The organism is Acinetobacter thutiue (assembly GCF_030385805.1).
In the GTDB taxonomy this organism is placed as follows: domain Bacteria; phylum Pseudomonadota; class Gammaproteobacteria; order Pseudomonadales; family Moraxellaceae; genus Acinetobacter; species Acinetobacter corruptisaponis.
The window spans coordinates 47,816-68,032 of sequence record NZ_JAUDZE010000002.1 but is presented as its reverse complement, the minus strand read 5'-3'; the positions used below and the strand labels follow the sequence as shown (position 1 = coordinate 68,032).

General features: G+C 44.5%; 16 protein-coding genes. 7 read left to right on the top strand and 9 right to left on the bottom strand.

Annotated features, from left to right (window positions below):
* Nucleotides 1-3: 3 nt before the first annotated feature.
* From nuoG to ndhC, 6 genes are all read right to left on the bottom strand, one after another.
* Complete coding sequence (gene nuoG, locus QTA56_RS06205; RefSeq protein ID WP_267980091.1) at nt 4-2,688, bottom strand: NADH-quinone oxidoreductase subunit NuoG; 2,685 nt, start codon at nt 2,686-2,688, stop codon at nt 4-6.
* Nucleotides 2,689-2,699: 11 nt separating this feature from the next.
* The gene (gene nuoF, locus QTA56_RS06200) at nt 2,700-4,025 is read right to left on the bottom strand and encodes an NADH-quinone oxidoreductase subunit NuoF (RefSeq protein ID WP_267980090.1); all 1,326 of its coding nucleotides are present in this window, start codon (nt 4,023-4,025) and stop codon (nt 2,700-2,702) included.
* Nucleotides 4,022-4,531: an NADH-quinone oxidoreductase subunit NuoE gene (nuoE, locus tag QTA56_RS06195; RefSeq protein WP_267980089.1), complete on the bottom strand. Its 510-nt coding sequence runs from the start codon at nt 4,529-4,531 to the stop codon at nt 4,022-4,024. Before nuoE ends, nuoF begins: the two co-directional genes overlap by 4 nt.
* Nucleotides 4,532-4,543: 12 nt before the next feature.
* Nucleotides 4,544-6,331, bottom strand: a complete 1,788-nt coding sequence (gene nuoC / locus QTA56_RS06190; protein ID WP_267980088.1) for an NADH-quinone oxidoreductase subunit C/D — start codon at nt 6,329-6,331, stop codon at nt 4,544-4,546.
* A gap of 90 nt (nt 6,332-6,421) precedes the next feature.
* A complete protein-coding gene (locus QTA56_RS06185) occupies nt 6,422-7,099 on the bottom strand; it encodes a NuoB/complex I 20 kDa subunit family protein (RefSeq protein WP_004638049.1) in 678 nt (225 codons plus the stop codon).
* Between the two features lie 6 nt (nt 7,100-7,105).
* Nucleotides 7,106-7,657, bottom strand: coding sequence for an NADH-quinone oxidoreductase subunit A (ndhC, locus tag QTA56_RS06180; protein ID WP_267980087.1), 552 nt, complete (start codon nt 7,655-7,657; stop codon nt 7,106-7,108).
* A 397-nt stretch (nt 7,658-8,054) separates the two neighbouring features.
* On the opposite strand from ndhC, the gene QTA56_RS06175 reads away from it, so the two are divergent.
* Together QTA56_RS06175 and QTA56_RS06170 are read left to right on the top strand one after the other, a co-directional pair.
* Nucleotides 8,055-9,473 (top strand): GGDEF domain-containing protein, encoded by a 1,419-nt coding sequence (locus QTA56_RS06175; protein ID WP_267980086.1) that lies wholly within the window; start codon nt 8,055-8,057, stop codon nt 9,471-9,473.
* A gap of 92 nt (nt 9,474-9,565) precedes the next feature.
* On the top strand, nt 9,566-9,922 hold the full coding sequence (locus QTA56_RS06170) for a hypothetical protein (protein WP_004799824.1): 357 nt from the start codon (nt 9,566-9,568) through the stop codon (nt 9,920-9,922).
* An 89-nt stretch (nt 9,923-10,011) separates the two neighbouring features.
* Here QTA56_RS06170 and bfmS read toward each other — a convergent pair whose 3' ends face one another.
* A complete protein-coding gene (gene bfmS, locus QTA56_RS06165; RefSeq protein WP_267980085.1) occupies nt 10,012-11,658 on the bottom strand; it encodes a sensor histidine kinase BfmS in 1,647 nt (548 codons plus the stop codon).
* Nucleotides 11,659-11,771: 113 nt separating this feature from the next.
* Nucleotides 11,772-12,488: a response regulator transcription factor BfmR gene (gene bfmR / locus QTA56_RS06160; protein WP_004655457.1), complete on the bottom strand. Its 717-nt coding sequence runs from the start codon at nt 12,486-12,488 to the stop codon at nt 11,772-11,774.
* 522 nt (nt 12,489-13,010) lie between these two features.
* On the opposite strand from bfmR, the gene QTA56_RS06155 reads away from it, so the two are divergent.
* From QTA56_RS06155 to QTA56_RS06135, 5 genes are all read left to right on the top strand, one after another.
* Nucleotides 13,011-15,845 (top strand): ribonucleoside-diphosphate reductase subunit alpha, encoded by a 2,835-nt coding sequence (locus tag QTA56_RS06155; protein WP_267980084.1) that lies wholly within the window; start codon nt 13,011-13,013, stop codon nt 15,843-15,845.
* Between the two features lie 134 nt (nt 15,846-15,979).
* Nucleotides 15,980-16,108 carry a preprotein translocase subunit YajC gene (locus tag QTA56_RS06150; RefSeq protein WP_267980083.1) on the top strand — a complete coding sequence of 43 codons (129 nt, stop codon included), beginning with the start codon at nt 15,980-15,982 and terminating at the stop codon, nt 16,106-16,108.
* Between the two features lie 22 nt (nt 16,109-16,130).
* The gene (locus QTA56_RS06145) at nt 16,131-16,610 is read left to right on the top strand and encodes a hypothetical protein (RefSeq protein WP_267980082.1); all 480 of its coding nucleotides are present in this window, start codon (nt 16,131-16,133) and stop codon (nt 16,608-16,610) included.
* 28 nt (nt 16,611-16,638) lie between these two features.
* Nucleotides 16,639-17,922 (top strand): ribonucleotide-diphosphate reductase subunit beta, encoded by a 1,284-nt coding sequence (locus QTA56_RS06140; protein WP_267980081.1) that lies wholly within the window; start codon nt 16,639-16,641, stop codon nt 17,920-17,922.
* Between the two features lie 50 nt (nt 17,923-17,972).
* Nucleotides 17,973-19,367: a hypothetical protein gene (locus tag QTA56_RS06135; protein WP_267980080.1), complete on the top strand. Its 1,395-nt coding sequence runs from the start codon at nt 17,973-17,975 to the stop codon at nt 19,365-19,367.
* Between the two features lie 195 nt (nt 19,368-19,562).
* Here QTA56_RS06135 and QTA56_RS06130 read toward each other — a convergent pair whose 3' ends face one another.
* Nucleotides 19,563-20,126: a TetR/AcrR family transcriptional regulator gene (locus QTA56_RS06130; RefSeq protein ID WP_267980079.1), complete on the bottom strand. Its 564-nt coding sequence runs from the start codon at nt 20,124-20,126 to the stop codon at nt 19,563-19,565.
* Nucleotides 20,127-20,217: the final 91 nt, after the last annotated feature.

Sequence of the window (20,217 nt, the reverse complement as noted above, 5' to 3'; positions counted from 1 at the left end):
GAATTACACTCCTACCGCCACAGACACAGGCTCTGCCAATGAAACTGTTGGTGCTAGACCAATTGGATAACCGATATAGCCTGTTGGTAAATATTCAATGACCTGTACAGGTAAGCTGATGCTGGTTTCACCTGTTTTCACGGTAATACGCTGACCATCCTGAACATTTAAACGGGTCGCATCCTGTTCACCCACCGCAAACATTGCTTCAGGAATACGAGACTCCATCGCAGGTGTTTTAATGGTGAATTCGCCAGAACCAAAGATATGGTGCATTGGCACAAGACGGAAGCTTTCAGGATTCACAACAACCGCTGACGGCGCCACATAGCTACGTGCAGGACGTTTTGCCAAGCGATCGAATAGACGAATACCTGAATCACCACCTTTTAAGTGACCACCCACTTCATCCTGGTATTTGTTCCAGGCTTGTGGTGAGTTCCAACCCGCAGACCATGCGAAAGGCACCAAAGATGAATTGGTCTGGTTGCCCACATAACCTTCCATCGAGAAAGTTAATGCTGAGTCTGGATCAGTCGGCTGTTTTGGTTCGTGAATCGACAACGGCGCACGCATTGCTGTACGGCCAGAGTAACGACGTGGTTCACGCGCAATCTTCAAGCCATGAATACGATAGCCCGCATCAGGCGCAACATCTTGAATGGCTTCAAGCACAGGAACATTCTTGACGATGTCATCAATCACATCATCAAGAAGTGTCCAGTCCACAGCTTTGCCTTTAAGACCCGTCTCAATGGCATGTAACCAGCGCCAAGATTCCTTGATCGCATATTCAGGCTTGTAGTAGCTTGGGTCATACACTTGATAGAAACGTTGTGCACGGCCTTCTTGGCTCACTACAGTACCATCACCCTCAGCAAAGCTTGCTGCTGAAAGTACGATATCTGCAAGTTTCAAGGTTTCAGTTTCGCTATGATCGAGTACGATCACAGTTTCAGCCTTATCAAATGCAGCTTTCACTTGCGCCACTGGTAAACGACGAGTCAAGTCATTTTCAATGACAACGATAGCCTCATAATCCTGGGCAAATGCTTGCTCCAAGCTTAATCCGCCAAATAGTGCCAAGCCCATTGAGTTCACTTCAGGAACTGTCAATGACAAGCCTGCATGTTCACCGAGGTTTTGCACAACTTGAGCCGCAGCTTCCATGATTGCAGGATCTTGCAAGCTAGTACCAGAGATAATCAATGGCTTTTTCGCAGCTTTTAAGGTATCCGCAATAGTTTGTGCAAATGCTTTTGCATCATCTGCTAAACCAGTCAATGCTTCGCCTTTCACCGCAGCAGCAACCGCGAAACCTAAACGTGCGATGTCATTTGGAGATGCGACTACTTCACCTGTTGCAACATCCGCTAATCGGGTTTGGGTTGCAGCAAGGATATAGATTGGTGATTTTGCATCCTGACCGATACGCTGTACAGGTTCAGCCAACCAGTCTGGGGTACGTGTTGCAGCAGCCATTTCTTTGGCTTTGTTTTTCGCAGCCTGACGAACAGACAATGCCATACGTGGCGCAGTCTGGGTTAAGTCTTCACCCAAGATCAACACCGCATCATAGCTTTCAATTTCACGCATGTTCGGGTTGTAAATACCCTGGGTTTGCATGATGGATGCCGCCAGCTCAACCAGATTCTGGTCTTTTTGAGACATACCAGTTGAATAGTTGTCCTGTCCAACCAGTTCACGAAGTGCGTAGTTTGATTCCAGGCTTGCGCGTGGAGAACCAATACCCAGCACTTTCTTGCCCTTGAGTTGGGCAATCACCTGATCCAAGGCCTGATCCACACTTACGGTTGAAACAGTTTCAGCATTGCGGAACTGTGGCTGGCGCGGACGGTCTGCACGATTCACATAACCGACACCAAAACGACCTTTATCGCATAGGAAATATTGGTTTACCGAACCATTGAAACGGTTTTCAACACGACGGATTTCACCATAGCGCTCACCTGGAGAGATGTTACAACCAGAAGAACAGCCAAAGCATACGCTTGGCGCATACTGCATGTCCCATTTACGATTATAGCGTGCAGAATGGGTCTTGTCGGTGAATACACCTGTTGGGCAGACTTCAGTCAGGTTACCAGAGAATTCAGATTCTAAAGTCCCTGATTCTGGACGACCGAAATACACACGTGACGCATTGGCATACACGCCAAAGTCTGTACCACCTGCATAATCCTTGTAGTAACGCACACAACGGTAGCAAGCGATACAACGGTTCATCTCATGTGCAATAAACGAACCTAACTCCTGATTGTAGTGGGTACGTTTGGTAAAGCGGTAGCGACGACGGTCGTGCTGGGTCATCACCGTCATATCTTGTAAATGACAATGGCCACCCTCTTCACAGACTGGACAGTCGTGTGGGTGGTTGGTCATCAAGAATTCGACAATCGACGCACGAAAATCGGTTGCTTCCTTGTCTTCAATCGAAATGTAGGTGTTGTCAGCAGCAGGTGTCATACATGACATCACCAGACGTCCACGCGTGTCTTCCGCATTGTTGTACTGGGTAACGGCACATTGACGACAAGAACCAACAGAACCTAAGGATGGGTGCCAACAAAAATACGGGATATCGATGCCAAGGCTTAAACATGCCTGAAGCAAGTTTTCTGAGCCGTTGACTTCATACGATTTTCCATCGACATGAATTGTAGCCATAGTCGAATTCCTTAAACCTGTTCTACATCACGAGCCGCGACATGGGTATTTACCTTTGCCTCAAACTCATGACGGAAATATTTTAATGCGCCCATCAGTGGCTCCATCGCACCTGGTGCGTGAGCACAGAACGTCTTACCAATCCACAACTTTTTAGTGAGTTCAGACAAATGCTGGATGTCTTCCATCTTGCCTTCACCACTTTCAAGTGCTTTCAGTGCTTTCACAGCCCAAGGTAAACCATCACGGCAAGGGGTACACCAGCCACAGGACTCACGCGCAAAGAATTCTTCCAGATTACGGGTCGCAGACACCATACACTGGGTTTCATCCACCACCATCAACAAACAGGTCCCCAAACGTGAACCCGCCTTCATGATGCTTTCAGCATCCATTGGCAAGTCAATATGCTCGGCAGCCAGAAAGTCAGTTGACGCACCACCTGGCAACCATGCCTTAAGCTTCAAGCCATCACGCATACCACCTGCATGGTCTTCAATCACTTCACGCGCAGTGGTACCAAATGGCAATTCCCAAAGACCTGGGAACTTGACCTTGCCTGACGCACCATAAATCTTGGTGCCTGGGTCTTTGGACTTGTGCGCTGACAGGTTGATATACCATTCAGGACCACGCAGCATAATCGCAGGTAGGTTATTGTAGGTTTCAACGTTGTTGACAATCGTTGGACGGCCCCATGCCCCTGCCACCTGTGGAAATGGTGGCTTGGTCCGCGGATTGGCACGACGACCTTCAAGCGAGTTGATCAATGCGGTTTCTTCACCACAGATATAACGTCCTGCGCCTGTGTGAACGTACATTTCAAAGTTCCAGCCAGTTCCAAGGATGTTTTCACCCAGATAACCTTTGGCACGGATTTGCTCCAGCGCTTCATTTAAGTATTGCGCTGCCTCAATGTATTCACCACGAATGAAGATATAACCGTGCGTTGCTTCAAGGGTATAACCTGCAATCAGCATGCCTTCAATCAGTTGATGTGGAAGTTTTTCCATCAACAAGCGGTCTTTAAAGGTACCTGGCTCCATTTCATCGGCATTACAGATCAAATAGCGTGGACCACCATCATTCGGTGCCATCAATGACCATTTAATCCCTGCTGGGAAGCCTGCACCACCACGACCTTTTACAGTTGCGGCCTTAATAACTTCAAGTACATCCTTTGGTGGCATGCCCAAGGCCTTTTTAAAGCCCGCATAACCTTCAAGCGCTTCGTACTCATCTGCTGCACGAACAAACTCTTGTTTGCTCAAACGCCAGGTCAGTGGATGCGTTTCTGGGTTACCGTCGCCATAAATTGGTTTTGGTTCAGTATTCATACATACTTCTCCAATAACTGTTTGATTGAAGAGGTTTCCACCAAACCATGGGTATCTTCATCAATCATTAAAGTTGGTCCCTTGTCACAGTTGCCGAGACAGCAAATTGGCAGCAAGGTGAAACGGCCATCTGCCGTGGTTTGTCCATACTGGATACCCAACTCGCGCTGGAACGCTTCTGCCAGTGTTTCCGCCCCCATCAGGAAGCATGCAATCGAGTCACACAATAAAATCACGTGACGACCCACAGGCTGGCGGTAGATACGGTTATAGAATGTTGCCACACCTTCCAGATCTGCCACACTGATGGTCAGCAATTGTGCAATTGCGTTCATTTGCGCGTCATCTACCCAGCCATTACGGCGTTGTACACACTTTAAGGCATCCAGAGAGGCTGCACGCGGGTATGGATAGTGATCAATGTGATGTTCAATGTCATGGATTTCGTCAGCAGTCAAAATCCCTTCAACATTCACACGTGGTTTTTTATCAGTCAAAATCATCATAATCGTTTACCCCTAGCGATCCACGTCAGCCATAACCACGTCAATGGTCGCCAAGTAAATGATCAAGTCAGATACCAGACTGCCGTTAATCACGGATGGAATTTGCTGCAAGTGTGTGAACGTTGGCGTACGAATACGGGTACGGTAGCTCATGGTGGACTTATCAGAAGTAAGGTAATAGGTACTCGCACCTTTCACCACTTCAGTCATAAATGATGCCTCACCCGCTGGCATGACAGGTCCCCATGACACACTCAGGAAGTGCGTAATCAAGGTTTCAATATCCTGCAATGTCTTATCTTTCGGCGGTGGAACTGCCAATGGATGATCCGCTTTATATGGACCAGATGGCATGTTGTCCAGACACTGCTGAATAATTTTCAACGACTCGGTGATTTCACGGAAATGCACCAGCACACGTGCGTAAGCATCACCCTCGTACTCCACTGGCACATCAAAGTCAAAGTTTTCATAGCCACTGTATGGACGATATTTACGCACATCAAAGTCAATACCTGTCGCACGTAAACCCGTACCTGTTACACCCCACGCCAACGCAGATTTGGCATCGTATTGCGCTACATTACGCGTACGGCCAATAAATACTGAGTTTTTCAGGGCGGCTGTGTAGTACTCATTCAAACGTTTCGGCATCCATTCCAGCAACTCTTTAACAAGCTTCTGCCAGTTGTTTGGAAGATCATGCGCTGTACCACCGATACGGAACCACGCTGGGTGCATACGGTAGCCCGTAATCGCCTCAACGATGTCATAGACTTTTTGACGGTCTGCGAACATATAGAATACAGGGGTCATACCACCCGCATCCTGAATTGCAGTACCACAGTAAAGCAAGTGGTTATTGATACGGAACAATTCGTTCAACATGACACGAATCACCTGCGCACGCTCAGGCACCTTAATCCCTGCAAGCTGCTCAACCGCCATCACATATGGCATGTTTTGCGCACAGCCACCGAGGTAGTCAACACGATCAGTATAAGGAATGAATGAATGCCAGGTCTGACGCTCAGCCATCTTTTCCACACCACGGTGGTGATAACCGATGTCAGGCACGCAGTCTTTGACTTCTTCACCATCCAACTGCAAAACAATACGGAACGCACCGTGTGCAGATGGGTGGTTTGGACCCAGGTTCAGGAACATGAAGTCTTCATCGGCATTGCCGCGTTTTAGACCCCAATCTTCAGGCACAAAGCGCAGGTGTTCCTGTTCGAAATCCTGCTTGGCCTGGTCTTGCATATACGGGGTATATTCCGTCGCACGGGCAGAATATTCCTTACGCAATGGATGACCTTCCCAATAGGTTGGCAACAAGATACGACGGAGCATAGGATGCCCCTCGAAATTGATCCCAAACATATCGTAGGCTTCACGCTCATACCAGTTGGCATTTGGCCAGATATTGGTCGCCGTTGGAATATTGAGGTCGCTCTCATTCAACGCAACCTTGATACGAATATCAGTATTACGCTCAAGCGACAACAAGTGATAGAACACAGTGAAGTCTGATGGTGGCAAACCGTCACGGTGAACACGTAAACGCTCATCTACCGCTGACAGGTCAAACAACATCACATAGGGACGTTCCACTTTACGGAGGAACATAAGGACTTCTTGCACGCGTGCGCGCTCAACCCAGACTGTTGGAAACTCTTCACGAGTCGCCTGCACGTAGAAGTTCTCACCAAACTTGGTTTTGAGTTCTTCCACAATTGCAAATGCTGGGCGTGAATCAACTGGCGTTGATTCTGGCATAGCAATGTCAGTTTCAGCCATTGGCTTGGCTTCCTATTTAATACAAATTCTGGCAATTCTTTTTCGATGACCATATCCATCACGGACATGTCAAAACTCATCGTCAAAAAATTATTTAATTTCATCCATAGAGCGCAGGTTTTTCACCGCAATACGTTCAGCGTTTTTACGGTCACGTTCTGGCATCATCTTTGGCTTATACACAGGCTGAAGATCATCACCAATCACCGCTGAAAGTGGACGGCGCTCTAATTGAATTTGGTCTTGAAGCAACATCAATGCTTGAATAAGTGCTTCTGGACGAGGAGGACAACCTGGGATGTACACATCAACAGGAATAATTTTGTCTACGCCCTGAACCACGGAATAGATGTCGTACATACCACCTGAGTTGGCACAGGCACCCATTGAGATCACCCATTTAGGCTCAAGCATCTGTTCATACAAACGCTGGATTACAGGCGCCATCTTAACAAAGCAGGTTCCTGCAACAATCATCAAGTCCGCCTGACGCGGTGAAGCACGGATGACCTCGGCACCAAAACGTGACAGGTCATGCACCCCCGTCAACGTGGTCGCATACTCAACGTAGCAGCATGAAGTACCAAAGTTAAATGGCCACAACGAGTTTTTACGCCCCCAGTTCACTGCGGTATGCAACACATCCTCAAGACGCGTCATCATCACGCTTTTATTCACTTCTTCCTCAAGTGGGTCAGTGACGATTTGACGATCTTGTAAAGGATATTGATCGGCATCTGGATTCGCACGGGTTAAAGTATATTTCATCCCGACTTACTCCTGTTCAGTTATTGAGGTGGTCGGTGTCTTGGATTTAACACGACCAGAAGACTGTGCTGGAATATGACCAGTAGGATCGACAACCAATTCTTCGATGTTGTTGAATCGGGTAATGTCAGCAATGTTCATATTTGGCGAACCAATATGGGTTTTTACACCCGCTGCCTTACGACGGTCTGTTGGAGCCCAGTTCAATGCGCCAACCGCAATGGCGTAAATCAGGGCAATCAATAGATCCACCACAAAAATAACCACTGTGGTGAACCCGAACCAGCCCACTTCACGGACAGAGGTTGACCATGCGTAGAGGTAAAGGGCTTCCAGGTCAAAAACAACGAAGAAAATTGCAACTAAATAGAACTTGGCTGACAAGCGAATACGAGCACCGCCCGCACTAACTACACCTGATTCAAACTGCTCTTGCTTTGCACGTCCCCATGCTTTTCCCCCAAGGAGTAGAGGAACGGTAAGCATAAAAACGCAAAGAAATGTAACGCCGATCACGAAAGCGATAATCGCCCAATCGTATGGAGTAATGGCACTCATGCGGGGATAACTCCTGGCAGGCCTATTTTTAACAAAGAATGTATGTATTGGCCTTCAAATACACCAAACACAAAATTAATCCCGCCAATTGTACCTGATTTCTAATTTCGCATGCTAGTTGATGCGCTTTAGTCTTTCGGATGATTTTGTCCATAAATTTACGCTTCTCTCCCAGATCACCACGAATTCACCCTTAAAAATCGAATTATTAAATCAAGTATTACATATCGATCATTTTTTTCTTTATCCATGCGCCAAAAACATTCGAATTCCACTCCCCATGCCCAAAAACATGGCAGCACGAACTAAATCATTGCATTGATACAAATTTATGATGAAAATTTAAACAAAATTTATATAATAGCGCCACCAAATTTCCCCAAGGGAACGCGTCAGCATGCCTCAGTCTACAGTAGCATTAAAGCCGCTCTCGCTTTTCCAGCTCTTCCTGCTGTTTACTGCGGTTATCTTTTGCTGCTGCCTGTTGGGCATTGCAACCCGACACCTCACCTTTCTGGCTTCATTTTGGCCTGCCAACTCGGTTTTGCTGGGTTTGCTGATTCGCTTTCCACAAACGCGGCACCCCATCAGCTTTATTGGTGCGATTGTTGGCTACCTACTTGCCGATACATTGCAGGATACGCCGTTTCTACTCAATGTCTGCCTCACGACCGCCAACCTACTCTATGTGCTCACGGCACTCGCCCTGTACATTCGGTTCAATGCCTTGATCCGTTCCATACATCACGGTTATTTTTATCTTTTTTTGTTTAGTTTTTGTTGTGTGGGCGGTCTATCCAGCTCCCTGTTTGCAGCCATTACCCTGCCTTTCTTTAACACCAAGTTTGCCCTGGGTTCGTTTGTGACTGACTTCGGCTACTGGTTTACCGCAGAAATTCAGAATGCCTTATTGCTGTTGCCTGCAATGCTGAGCGCACCCGCCCTTACAGAATTCAGGCAACAACTCAAAGAATTTAAGACCCAAACCATTCAGGAAATCCTACCTTTATTCGCCGTGATTCTTTCCATCGCAATTGGCTACTACGATGCAGGGCCTGGTTCCCTGCTCTATCCAATTGCGGCCTTAATCTGGTGCGCACTGCGTTACCGACATTTTTCAGTGGCGATGATTACCGCTATCAGTTGTGCCTTTATCATTTACCATGTGTCGCAAAGCTATTTATTGCTGTATCCAGACCAGTATCTCCACAACACCATTTCCATTCGCATTGGATTGATCATGATGACGATTGCACCCTTGACCGTCTCCAGCATCAATCTGGTGAGATCCAAACTGATTCAGGAATTACAGCACACCATTGCACACGATGAACTCACCTCCAGCCTGACCCGACGTCAATTTCTCCAGTCCGTACAGTTAATCCAGCAACAGGCAACCCAACAGGGACAAACCACAGCATTCCTGATGCTGGATGTGGACCATTTCAAGCAGGTCAATGACAGCTATGGACACCAGATGGGAGACCGCGCATTGCAAAGCTGCGTGCAAACCATTCAGGCACAGCTTAGACCGAATGACCTGCTCGGACGTTTGGGTGGCGAGGAGTTCGCCATCTTTATGGCAGACACCAGCCTTGAGGCTGCCCATGCCTGTGCTGAACAGATTCGCCAGCACATGAGCCAAACCGCTATTTCAATTGATCAACAACGGCATTTTTTCATCCAGCTCAGCATTGGCCTGTGTATTTGCACGCCTGAGAACCACCAGCCGATTGAGCATTTATTCAAGCAGGCGGATGATGCACTTTATCAGGCAAAAAGACAGGGCCGAAATCAGGTGGTCATTTCGACATAATATGTTGCAATTCAGCAAAATACTTTAATTATCTTTATACACAGCCGACGCAATAGATGAGTATTCTAAAAGAAGCAAACAAGGAGAAAAATATGCATCTAGAATACACCCACGACTCGGATTATTTCTTTTTTTCACAACTACTGATGCGCCATATAGAAAGTTATGTTCGAAAACATCCAGATGCTGACAACGCGATTTTTGATTTAAGAGACATATACGAAGTATTTAGAGAGGATTTTGCGGCGACCACAACCAATCTAGAAAGTATTCTCAATATTGCCGATAGTTACAAGGTAGAAACCCTCAATGGAGATCAGGCACTCATCAAAAGCTATAAAATTGATGTTAAGAACAATTCACTGTTGATTGACTTTAATACGGATGCGCTCAATGGTCTACGGTCAGGACAGCCATTGATTGAACCTGACCCATCTGTGCATGAATAAAGATAAGTCAATCTATCCAAGTTTTAAGCCATACACTTTACCAAAGCCATAATGGCTTTGGTTTCTTATAAAATCCTAATGCTTGAAGCCTAGATTTTATTTTTACCGCTTTGTTTATAACGTTTGGCTGGCCAGGTCATGACAAAACGTGCCCCACCCAAATTTGGACTTTGGTCAACCTGAATCTCACCACCAAACCAGTAGGCGATACGGCTCACAATTGAAAGGCCTAAACCGTAGCCACCCGATGCACGGGTACGGCTATCGTCCAGACGCGCAAATGCCTCAAAAATACGTGAGCGCTCCTGCTCTGGAATCCCAGGACCATCATCCTCCACGCACACATAAGCCTTGCCATCAGCACGCACACCGCCACTGATACGCACCTTGTTGTCACAGTAGCGCACTGCATTACCCACAAGGTTCTGTACCACACGATGCAGATAACGGCGCTCGGCATCAACACGCAAGGCCAGAGGTGGAGCAATCAGTTCAATTTCTTTCTGGGTTTTGAGCGCCTCGGTCTCCATTGCGACCTGATCCAGCACCTCGACCAGCACAAGGTCTTCAAAATCAAGCGATGGTGTGCCCTGCTCCAGTTTGGCATAGGTCATGATCTCATCAATCAGGGTATTGAGCGCCTCAATATCCTTGTCAATCATGTCCACCTGCTGAATACGGTAACTGTAGTCGTCCTCTTCCGCCAGCATCTCCATGCCAAAACGGATACGGGCCACAGGCGTTCTCAGCTCATGCGAAACTGCACGCATCAATTCCCGCTGTGCCTCAATCAGGCGCTGGATATGGTCTGACATATTGTTATAACTTGATGCCAGATTCGCCATTTCATCAGTTCCCTCAATCGGGACACGCAATGACAGGTCGCCTGACTTCATTTTATTCAGGGCATGACGAACCTGACGAACTTTACGCTCCAAAGGCAGAATCAGTCCATATACACCAAGGCTCAGCAAGAACAAGCTAAATAAGGTAATACCAGCCGCAAGCTGGAAAGGCATCCAGTTGAACATCGGGACTGGTCCCAGAACCAACACCTGTGCAGGATGGTTGGGCATTGGAGATACAATGGAGATGGTGGTGCCACGTATGCTGGCACTGTCTTTATACATCAGCACACTCTGGTCCTGACGCAAACGGCCAATCTGTTCAGAGTCGAGGTTAATGTCTCGGATATCGGCAATTTCAATGGGATAATAGAAGTGCTTTTTAATTTTTTCCAGATATTCGCGCTCTTGGCCTGGATAAAAGATCAGGTAGTCCAGCACGAAAATTGGCAACGCTTTCATCTGCCGCTCGCCGATTTTATCCACCTTAATATAGAGAAAATGTTTGGGATCGTCTTTCAGTCCAATAATGACATAACCAATCCCATTATTGGCATCGTAACGAACCACAGACTGTTGCTCTGCGATCCGCTTTCGCTCAGTACGGGAAAGCTCCACCCGCGCCGCATCAACATAGTAGATGGGAAGCTCCAGCAAATCGGAAGCATCTGAAATCCAGTCCAGCTTTTGCTGTTTTTCTGGTTGGCGAGCCACGCCCTCACTGATGACATAGGAAATACCATCTGTCAGGGATTCACGATATTCCTGCGCCCGTTGGTAGTTAATGATCTGCACCAGCAAATAACAGAATGCCGCCACAACAACGACCAAAACCACCAGCCCAGCATAAATACGCAAGAATATGCTGTTTTTCAGTACTCGACTCACCATAGGGTAAATAATTCCCAGCTAATTTAGCCTCCCTCCCCACCTCCCTCTCATCAGGGAGGGGTCACCTCTGTTCTTAAAGGTAGGGGGTGGCTAAAACTCTGCAAGAAAGGGATTTATATCCCGTTGGTTTCTTTGACGAATAAATAACCCTTGCTGCGCACCGTCTTAATACGTTTTGGATTCTCTGGGTCATCACCAATTTTCGGACGGATACGGGAAATACGCACGTCGATTGAACGGTCCTGACCATCGTATTCAATGCCACGCAAACGCTCAAAGATGTCTTCACGAGAAAGGATACGGCCCGCGTTTGAAGCCAGCAGCCATAACAGGTCATATTCCGCGCTGGTGAAATCAACCAACTCACCATTGAGTGTCACTGAACGGCCACCGTTATCAATCACCAGATCATCAAACTCGATACGTTGCGCCACTTCATCCTCAACCGTCTTGTCGGTACGGCGTAATAACGCGCGGATACGTGCAAGCAAGACACGTGGCTGCACAGGTTTGGCAACATAGTCATCCGCACCCATTTCCAGACCAAGCACCTGATCCATATCTTCAGTACGTGCGGTCAGCATCAGGATTGGTTGATGGTAGTGTGGACGCACTTCGCGACAAACGGTTAGACCATCCGCCCCAGGCAACATTACATCCAGCACCACTAAATCAGGCTGTTCACTGATAATACGACGAATGGCACGGTTACCATCAGTTTCAACCCCAACTTCCAAACCGTTACGGATTAAATACTCCTGGGTTAAGCGTGCTAAACGTTCGTCATCTTCAACGATCAGAATCTTTGGTAACTTTTCTTCTTGGCTCATTTATTTGCCCCTAATAATCTTACAGATACATTGGTTTATGATTTGCAATATACACACGTTTACATTGTAAACAAGTGGTCGTTCACCAAACTGATACACGTCCACCCAGTTTTGTTATATTTTTATTAATATGATGAATTTTAATGTCTTTTTCAGAATTACATGCTTGTTATAAACAACATGGATATTGAGTATAAATTTTGTACCAGTATTAAACAATTTGTTTCTTTGCGCTTCCGAAATAATTTAAGTGTCTGTTTTTTGAGTTATCCACAGAGTTATCTATACGTCTTTTTAAAGCCCTTTGCTATGCTATGTGCCTGTGAATACAGCAGTTAAAACACGAAAAAAACTTTAGTAAAATGTCAAGATTGATCTGCTGTTAAAAATCCCGTATCTTGTGTTGAAAATAAACTTTAACCACTAAGTATTGTGTTTATCCCTCAAACATCGTGGCATATTTTGTGCACGGTTCAAACGGTCTATGAACATAAAAATAGATGATAATGGAGCTATGCTGACATGAGCATCATCACTTCCGCACCTGGCCAAATTCAGGTTATTAAGCGCACTGGAGAAATCGCGACATTTAATGCCGAGAAGATTTCTGTTGCGATTGGAAAAGCCTTTTTAGCTGTTGAAGGTCAGCAGGGAGCCGACTCAAGTCGTATCCATGACCGTATTGAGCAACTCACAGAGATGGTGCTGAATACCTTTAATCGTCGTTTACCGTCAGGTGGCACGATTCATATTGAAGAGATTCAGGACCAGGTTGAATTGGCGTTGATGCGCACAGGCGAGCAAAAGGTTGCCCGTGCCTACGTGATTTACCGTGAACAGCGTGCCACCGCCCGTCAGCAGGCAGGTGCGAACCATCACCCTACCCTACAGATTACCGATGCCAATGGTCAGCTCCAGCCATTGGACCTAGGTGCGCTTACAGCCAACATTGAAACTGCAAGTGCGGGTCTTGAAGGGATTGATGTTCAGGCCATTGTCGATGAAACCGTTAAGAACCTCTATAACGGTGTAAAGGAAAGCGACATTGCCACCACCATGATGATGGCGACACGTACCCGTATTGAACAGGAACCAAACTACACCTATGTGACTGCGCGTTTATTGCGTAATGAACTGGTGAGCACAGGTCTTGAGTTTTTAGGTTTAGCAACCGATACGCTGGAAGGCGATGCTTTAGAAACATTCCTAAAGAAAGGGATCGAGCTTGATCTTTTATCTCCAGAACTGCTTGATTTTGACCTTGCCAAACTGGCGGCGGCGATTCAGCCAGAACGTTCAAACCAGTTTACCTATTTAGGCCTACAGACATTATTTGACCGTTATTTTATCCATTCAAATGGCGTGCGTTTTGAATTACCGCAATTGTTCTTTATGCGTGTGTCGATGGGTCTTGCGCTCAATGAAGACAATAAGGAAGAACGCGCAATTGAGTTCTATAACCTGTTGTCAAGCTTCGACTACATGGCCTCTACGCCTACCCTGTTTAACTCTGGTACATTGCGTCCGCAACTTTCAAGCTGCTACCTCACCACCATTGGTGATGACCTGTATGACATTTATGGGGCAATGCGTGACAATGCCATGCTGTCTAAATGGGCAGGCGGTTTAGGCAATGACTGGACACCTGTACGTGCCTTGAACTCTTATATCAAGGGTACAAATGGTAAGTCTCAGGGTGTGGTGCCATTCCTGAAAGTGGCGAACGATACCGCTGTTGCGGTGAATCAGGGCGGTAAGCGTAAAGGTGCGGTCTGTGCCTATCTTGAAACCTGGCACTTAGACGTTGAAGAATTCCTTGAGCTGCGTAAGAACACAGGTGATGACCGTCGTCGTACCCACGACATGAACACAGCAAACTGGGTGCCTGACCTGTTCATGCAACGTGTATTTGAAGATGCTGAATGGACACTGTTCACACCATCTGAAGTACCCGACCTGCATGACCTGACTGGTGCTGAATTTGCTGAGCGTTATGCACACTACGAAGCTGTAGCCAAAGAACAAAACTTGCTGCACAAGAAAGTACGTGCCAAAGACTTATGGCGCAAAATGCTTTCCATGCTGTTTGAAACAGGCCATCCGTGGATCACATTCAAGGATGTATGTAACCTGCGTTCACCACAACAACACGTGGGCGTGGTTCACTCATCCAACCTGTGTACAGAAATCACCCTGAATACCAATCAGGATGAAATCGCAGTATGTAACCTGGGTTCAATCAACCTTGTACAACACGTTCAAGGTGGTGTGCTGGATCGTGAGAAACTTGCCCGTACCATCAAAACAGCAGTGCGTATGCTCGATAACGTGATCGACATTAACTACTATGCAGTGCCACAGGCGAAGAACTCGAACCTGAAACACCGCCCTGTGGGTATGGGGATCATGGGCTTCCAGGATGCGCTTTATGAAATGGGCATCGCTTACGGTTCAGATGAAGCGGTTGACTTTGCCGATGAATCAATGGAAGTGATCAGCTACTATGCAATCCAAACCTCTAGCGACCTTGCGATTGAACGGGGTGCCTATTCAACATTCAAGGGTTCACTGTGGGATCAGGGCATCTTGCCAATCGATTCTTTAGACCTTGTTGGTAAAACCCGTCCTGAGCGTATGTTTGAGGTTGACCGTACCCAACGTCTGGACTGGAATACTTTACGTGCCAAAGTTCAAAAAGATGGTATGCGTAACTCAAATGTGATGGCGATTGCACCAACCGCAACCATTTCAAACATTTGTGGTGTGTCTCAGTCAATCGAGCCAACATTCCAGAACCTGTATGTGAAATCAAACCTTTCTGGTGAGTTCACTGTCATCAACCCTTACCTTGTTCGTGCATTAAAAGAACGTGGTCTGTGGGATACCGTAATGGTGAATGACCTGAAACATTTTGAAGGTTCTGTACAGAAAATTGCCCGTATTCCTGAAGAATTGAAAGCGATTTTTGCCACTGCATTTGAAGTTGAGCCACGCTGGATTGTGGATGCTGCATCCCGTCGTCAAAAATGGATTGATCAGGCACAGTCACTTAACCTTTACATCTCTGGTGCAAATGGTAAGAAACTGGACATCACCTACAAAATGGCGTGGTTGCGTGGCCTAAAAACCACCTATTACCTCCGAGCTTTGGGTGCAACCTCTGCCGAGAAATCAACAATCAATACTGGCGCACTTAATGCGGTTAAACCAGCGGCTGTTGAAGCACCCGTTGTTGCGGCACAGGCAGTGGTTGTAGAGAAAAAACCTGATGTACAAGTTGAAGAGGATTTTGCTACGGCTGCGCCTGTACCATTGGCGTGTTCAATTGACAATCCAGACTGCGAAGCTTGTCAGTAAGACCGCCCCTAGCCCCTCCTAAAAGGAGGGGGACTTGCCATGAATCTAATGCTGAATATGATTCATGCTATCCCCTCTCCTAAAAGGAGAGGGTCAGGGAGAGGTTGAAAAGAAGATAAATAGAGGCAAAGATCATGTTCCATCTCAGTCATAATTATCAATTTGGTGTGATTGTCCTGATTCTTGCCTTTTTAGTTTTTTATATTCCTATGGTTTACGCATTTTTTAAAATTCGTAAACAGCAGCAAAAGCAAGATCAATAAAGTGATTGCTTAGGAAGATAAGATGACACTTCAACTTGATTTAGAAAAATATGCTAATTCAAATGCAGTGCTCATCCAGATTTATATAAATCGTATGGTACTTGGTGCTTCCTCTGTTACAGGGCAAATGGCTGGGTCCGCTTCCTTTTCACATCCACGTTCTTTATTGGGCAACTACAGCATAGCTGAAGAGACACTGACCAAGCTGATAAAACAAGGCAAATTTAGCTTTTTAGATTCAGCACCCATTATGTTTATTCAGGCTATGGAACGAACAGAAGCAGGCTTAACACAGGTGGAAATACGGGCATTGCAGGAATTAGGGTTAGCGAGTGGCGCAAGGGCTGTGGCTGTTTATGATGAAACAGGCAAATTATTGACACCCAATTCACTTCCCTCTCCAGTCAATCTTAAACGTTTAAAAAGCATGTTGGGATTAACGGTTGGAGTGATGGTATTGCTGTGTCTGATCTATGTTTTAGTGTTTAAAACTGTCACATAAATAAATTAAGATTAGAGTGAGATAAATTATGTCTATCCTTAGCTGGGACGATTTTGAAGATGATACGCAAAAACCGACTGCACCTGAACACAAGTCTGCGTCCCTCGAATCGCAAAAAACGGTTGATACGCAAGTGGTATCTGATGCAGAGCCATCATCGCCGCGTGTGGCAGCTCCACAATCCGCTGGAGCCAGTACCGTGCGATCAACAAATCCAACCGATTCGCTGGCTAGAGCATCTGAAGCCCTAGAACATCTTGACGTTGCGCCAGGTCTGGAAGAACTGGAAATGGGCGCACAGCGTGTACAGGTTGATGACAAGGCCATGATCAACTGCCGCGCGGACTTGAACCAGCTTGTACCATTTAAGTATGAGTGGGCTTGGCAGAAATACCTTGACGGGTGTGCCAACCACTGGATGCCACAAGAAATCAACATGAACCATGACATCGCGCTTTGGAAGTCTGAAAATGGCTTGACCGAAGATGAACGTACCATTGTCATGCGTTCTTTAGGTTTCTTCTCGACTGCGGACTCATTAGTTGCAAACAATCTGGTATTGGCCATCTACCGCCACATCACCAATCCTGAATGCCGCCAGTACATCCTGCGTCAGGCGTTTGAGGAAGCGATTCATACCCATGCCTACCAATACTGTATTGAGTCTTTGGGTATGGATGAAGGCGAAGTCTTCAATATGTACCGTGAAGTACCAAGCGTTGCACGCAAGGCATCGTGGGGCCTGAAATATACGCAGTCTTTAAGCGACCCAACGTTCCACACAGGCACACCTGAAAATGACCAGCGTTTATTGCGTAACCTGATCGCATTCTACTGCGTACTTGAAGGCATTTTCTTCTACTGTGGCTTTACCCAGATTTTGAGTATGGGCCGCCGTAACAAGATGAATGGTGTTGCTGAGCAGTTCCAGTATATTTTGCGTGATGAGTCGATGCACCTGAACTTTGGTATCGACATGATCAACCAGATCAAGATTGAGAACCCTCACCTTTGGACAAATGAGTTCCAACAGGAAGTGATTCAAATGATTCTTGAAGGTACCATGCTTGAAATCGAGTATGCGCGTGACACTATGCCGCGTGGTGTATTGGGCATGAATGCCAGCATGATGGAAGAATACTTGAAGTTCATCTGTAACCGTCGTTTGTCTCAGCTTGGTTTACCAGAGCAGTTTGCTGGCGTGACCAATCCATTTGCGTGGATGTCTGAGATGATGGACTTGCGTAAAGAGAAGAACTTCTTTGAAACGCGTGTAACGGATTATCAGACTGGTGGTGCGTTAAGCTGGTAATAAACTTAAAAGGTCGAGCTTTCTCGACCTTTTTATGCCTGAGAATATATATGGATAAAGAACTCGGTATCGATTTAGAAAAAATAAATGAAGATATCAATCAACTACAAGAAGAGGACATAAGTCCAAATCTATTTATTACTCTATATAAAAATACTATTTTATCCCCAACAGAAACACTTGAAACAAGCAGATTTGCACAATTTATTGAAAATTCTCAATTAAGTTATTCACTAAATAAAGCTAGTTCTATAGTTACACTTTTAGATAATTTTTTTGTATCTGCAATATTATTTAAACCTGAAGAAGAGGGTGTATTTGAACTTACCTATACAAATTTATTCAATATAAAGAGAACATTACGACAAGATAAATTAAATAAAGAAGGAAAAATTATTTTTTGGACAAATGACTGTGTTAAACAAATATCTATAAAATTTAATAATGAAAAACTCTTTGCAAAAAAGAGGTCTACCCTAGAAAGATTTCAACTTTATGGGATGAAGTTTAATGATGCAATTACTCAACTAAATAATTTTTATCAGATTAAGGAAGATCGAAATGAATATGAAGAAACTATTTCAACAAAGAAAATAGAGTTAACCAACAAAGTTGAGGAAATAGTTAATAAATTGAATGAATATCAAGAATATTTAGCGACACAAGAAGAACACGAATCTGAATTGGAAAAAAATATAGAAGAATTAAAAGAACAGAAGAAGAATCTACAAAACAATATAAACCAGCAAAATACAGAAATTGAATCACTTAGTTCACAAATTACTGCAAAAGATAATCAATTATCAAAATTAAATGAAGATTTTTTGGAGCTACAAAAACGTTCAAAATATTTAAATGATGGTAATGAACGTTTAGAACAACGGAGAAAAGATTTAGAAAAGTCTGTAAATCTATTTCCAGATAACCTTGAGGGTTTTGTTACTCGAGCAACTAGAACTAAATGGACTTATGGTTTTCTAGCATTCATCCCTCTACTTATTCTAGGATTTATTGTAAATCTTTCTTGGGAAACTTTAAAAGACTTTACAGCAATAACAACAGTAGATACTTTCGAAAAAGCATGGATTATTTTAATTCAAAGATTACCGTTTACTTTACTCATAATTACTTTAGCTTCAATGTGTTTAGCATTTCTATATAAAATGGTTCGTCATTTAACAGAAATTCAACAGCAAGAATTGAATCTATCAAAAATTAGTATGCTTGCTCGTGATGTTTCAGATAGTGAACACAGCTCTCTAGATGAAGAAGCAATTCAAAAATTACGTATTGATCGTAAAATGAAATTAATAAGAGAGTTTTTAAATTCAGAATTCAATAGATATCAAATATTTATTGACAAGGAAGAAAAAAATAAGGATATTAAATTTGTCAAAATAGATTTACCTTTCAAAATTCCATTCACAACAAATAAGAATGAATAACTGACATATAAATATTCATAAAAACAACACCAATATATTTTTAAAATTATTTCACAGATAAAAAACTCATTTTAATTATAAATAAGACCATTATATTTAACATAGTTAAAGTCCATTTAAAATTATTTAATAAAATATAAATACATAATTTCAGGCAATTAAATTTATAAAAATAAAATACCTATATAATATTTCTTATACTTTAATTTTCTGTTTTTTTCCAAAAAACCCCTCAACTAACCTCTCCCGATCCACCTCAAACCCACTCAATAACTGAACCATTGCCCCATCAATCATAAATAAGAACAGATCAACATCGGGTTTTAACAGGCTCATTTCCATACCTGACAACAATTCAAGAATTTCCTGAACTAGCCATTCCCGATATTCAATCACTACCTGATAGGCATGAGGATAAAGCTGTTCAATTTCAAAAATGGCCTTGAACAGAAGATGATAAGGGCTATTCAGGTCTGCATGTAAAAGATAAATTTCCCTGAGTTTATTGGCTGCCGTAAGGTGTTGGCATGAATAAATAATTGCCAGCACCTCTTGTTTGAGCCGCTCTTTTTGCACGGTCATGCATATTTCAATAAATCGTTCTTTAGACTGAAAATTATTATAAAACGTCATTTTGGCGATTTTGGTTTGCTGCAAAATAAAGTCTATGCCTGCCTTGTGAAATCCATAGGTATCAAATAGCTGGATGGAGGTATGCACCACCTGTAATGCTCTTGGAGAAATTTTTAAATTTGACATATAGATACCATCCACTCATCTTTTTTTGTTGTATTTAAATGAGATCAAACTACCTTTGCCCTTATGGCGGGCGAAAAAAAGGCATGCAGAG

What these genes read in the sequence shown, in the direction of transcription:
- QTA56_RS06185 (WP_004638049.1), bottom strand. Translation starts at nt 7,099, where the DNA reads ATGAAATATACTTTAACCCGTGCGAATCCAGATGCCGATCAATATCCT.
- nuoE (WP_267980089.1), bottom strand. Translation starts at nt 4,531, where the DNA reads ATGATGATTTTGACTGATAAAAAACCACGTGTGAATGTTGAAGGGATT.
- QTA56_RS06140 (WP_267980081.1), top strand. Translation starts at nt 16,639, where the DNA reads ATGTCTATCCTTAGCTGGGACGATTTTGAAGATGATACGCAAAAACCG.
- nuoF (WP_267980090.1), bottom strand. Translation starts at nt 4,025, where the DNA reads ATGAATACTGAACCAAAACCAATTTATGGCGACGGTAACCCAGAAACG.
- QTA56_RS06170 (WP_004799824.1), top strand. Translation starts at nt 9,566, where the DNA reads ATGCATCTAGAATACACCCACGACTCGGATTATTTCTTTTTTTCACAA.
- QTA56_RS06145 (WP_267980082.1), top strand. Translation starts at nt 16,131, where the DNA reads ATGACACTTCAACTTGATTTAGAAAAATATGCTAATTCAAATGCAGTG.
- QTA56_RS06175 (WP_267980086.1), top strand. Translation starts at nt 8,055, where the DNA reads ATGCCTCAGTCTACAGTAGCATTAAAGCCGCTCTCGCTTTTCCAGCTC.
- QTA56_RS06155 (WP_267980084.1), top strand. Translation starts at nt 13,011, where the DNA reads ATGAGCATCATCACTTCCGCACCTGGCCAAATTCAGGTTATTAAGCGC.
- QTA56_RS06130 (WP_267980079.1), bottom strand. Translation starts at nt 20,126, where the DNA reads ATGTCAAATTTAAAAATTTCTCCAAGAGCATTACAGGTGGTGCATACC.
- bfmS (WP_267980085.1), bottom strand. Translation starts at nt 11,658, where the DNA reads ATGGTGAGTCGAGTACTGAAAAACAGCATATTCTTGCGTATTTATGCT.
- QTA56_RS06135 (WP_267980080.1), top strand. Translation starts at nt 17,973, where the DNA reads ATGGATAAAGAACTCGGTATCGATTTAGAAAAAATAAATGAAGATATC.
- bfmR (WP_004655457.1), bottom strand. Translation starts at nt 12,488, where the DNA reads ATGAGCCAAGAAGAAAAGTTACCAAAGATTCTGATCGTTGAAGATGAC.
- QTA56_RS06150 (WP_267980083.1), top strand. Translation starts at nt 15,980, where the DNA reads ATGTTCCATCTCAGTCATAATTATCAATTTGGTGTGATTGTCCTGATT.
- ndhC (WP_267980087.1), bottom strand. Translation starts at nt 7,657, where the DNA reads ATGAGTGCCATTACTCCATACGATTGGGCGATTATCGCTTTCGTGATC.
- nuoG (WP_267980091.1), bottom strand. Translation starts at nt 2,688, where the DNA reads ATGGCTACAATTCATGTCGATGGAAAATCGTATGAAGTCAACGGCTCA.
- nuoC (WP_267980088.1), bottom strand. Translation starts at nt 6,331, where the DNA reads ATGGCTGAAACTGACATTGCTATGCCAGAATCAACGCCAGTTGATTCA.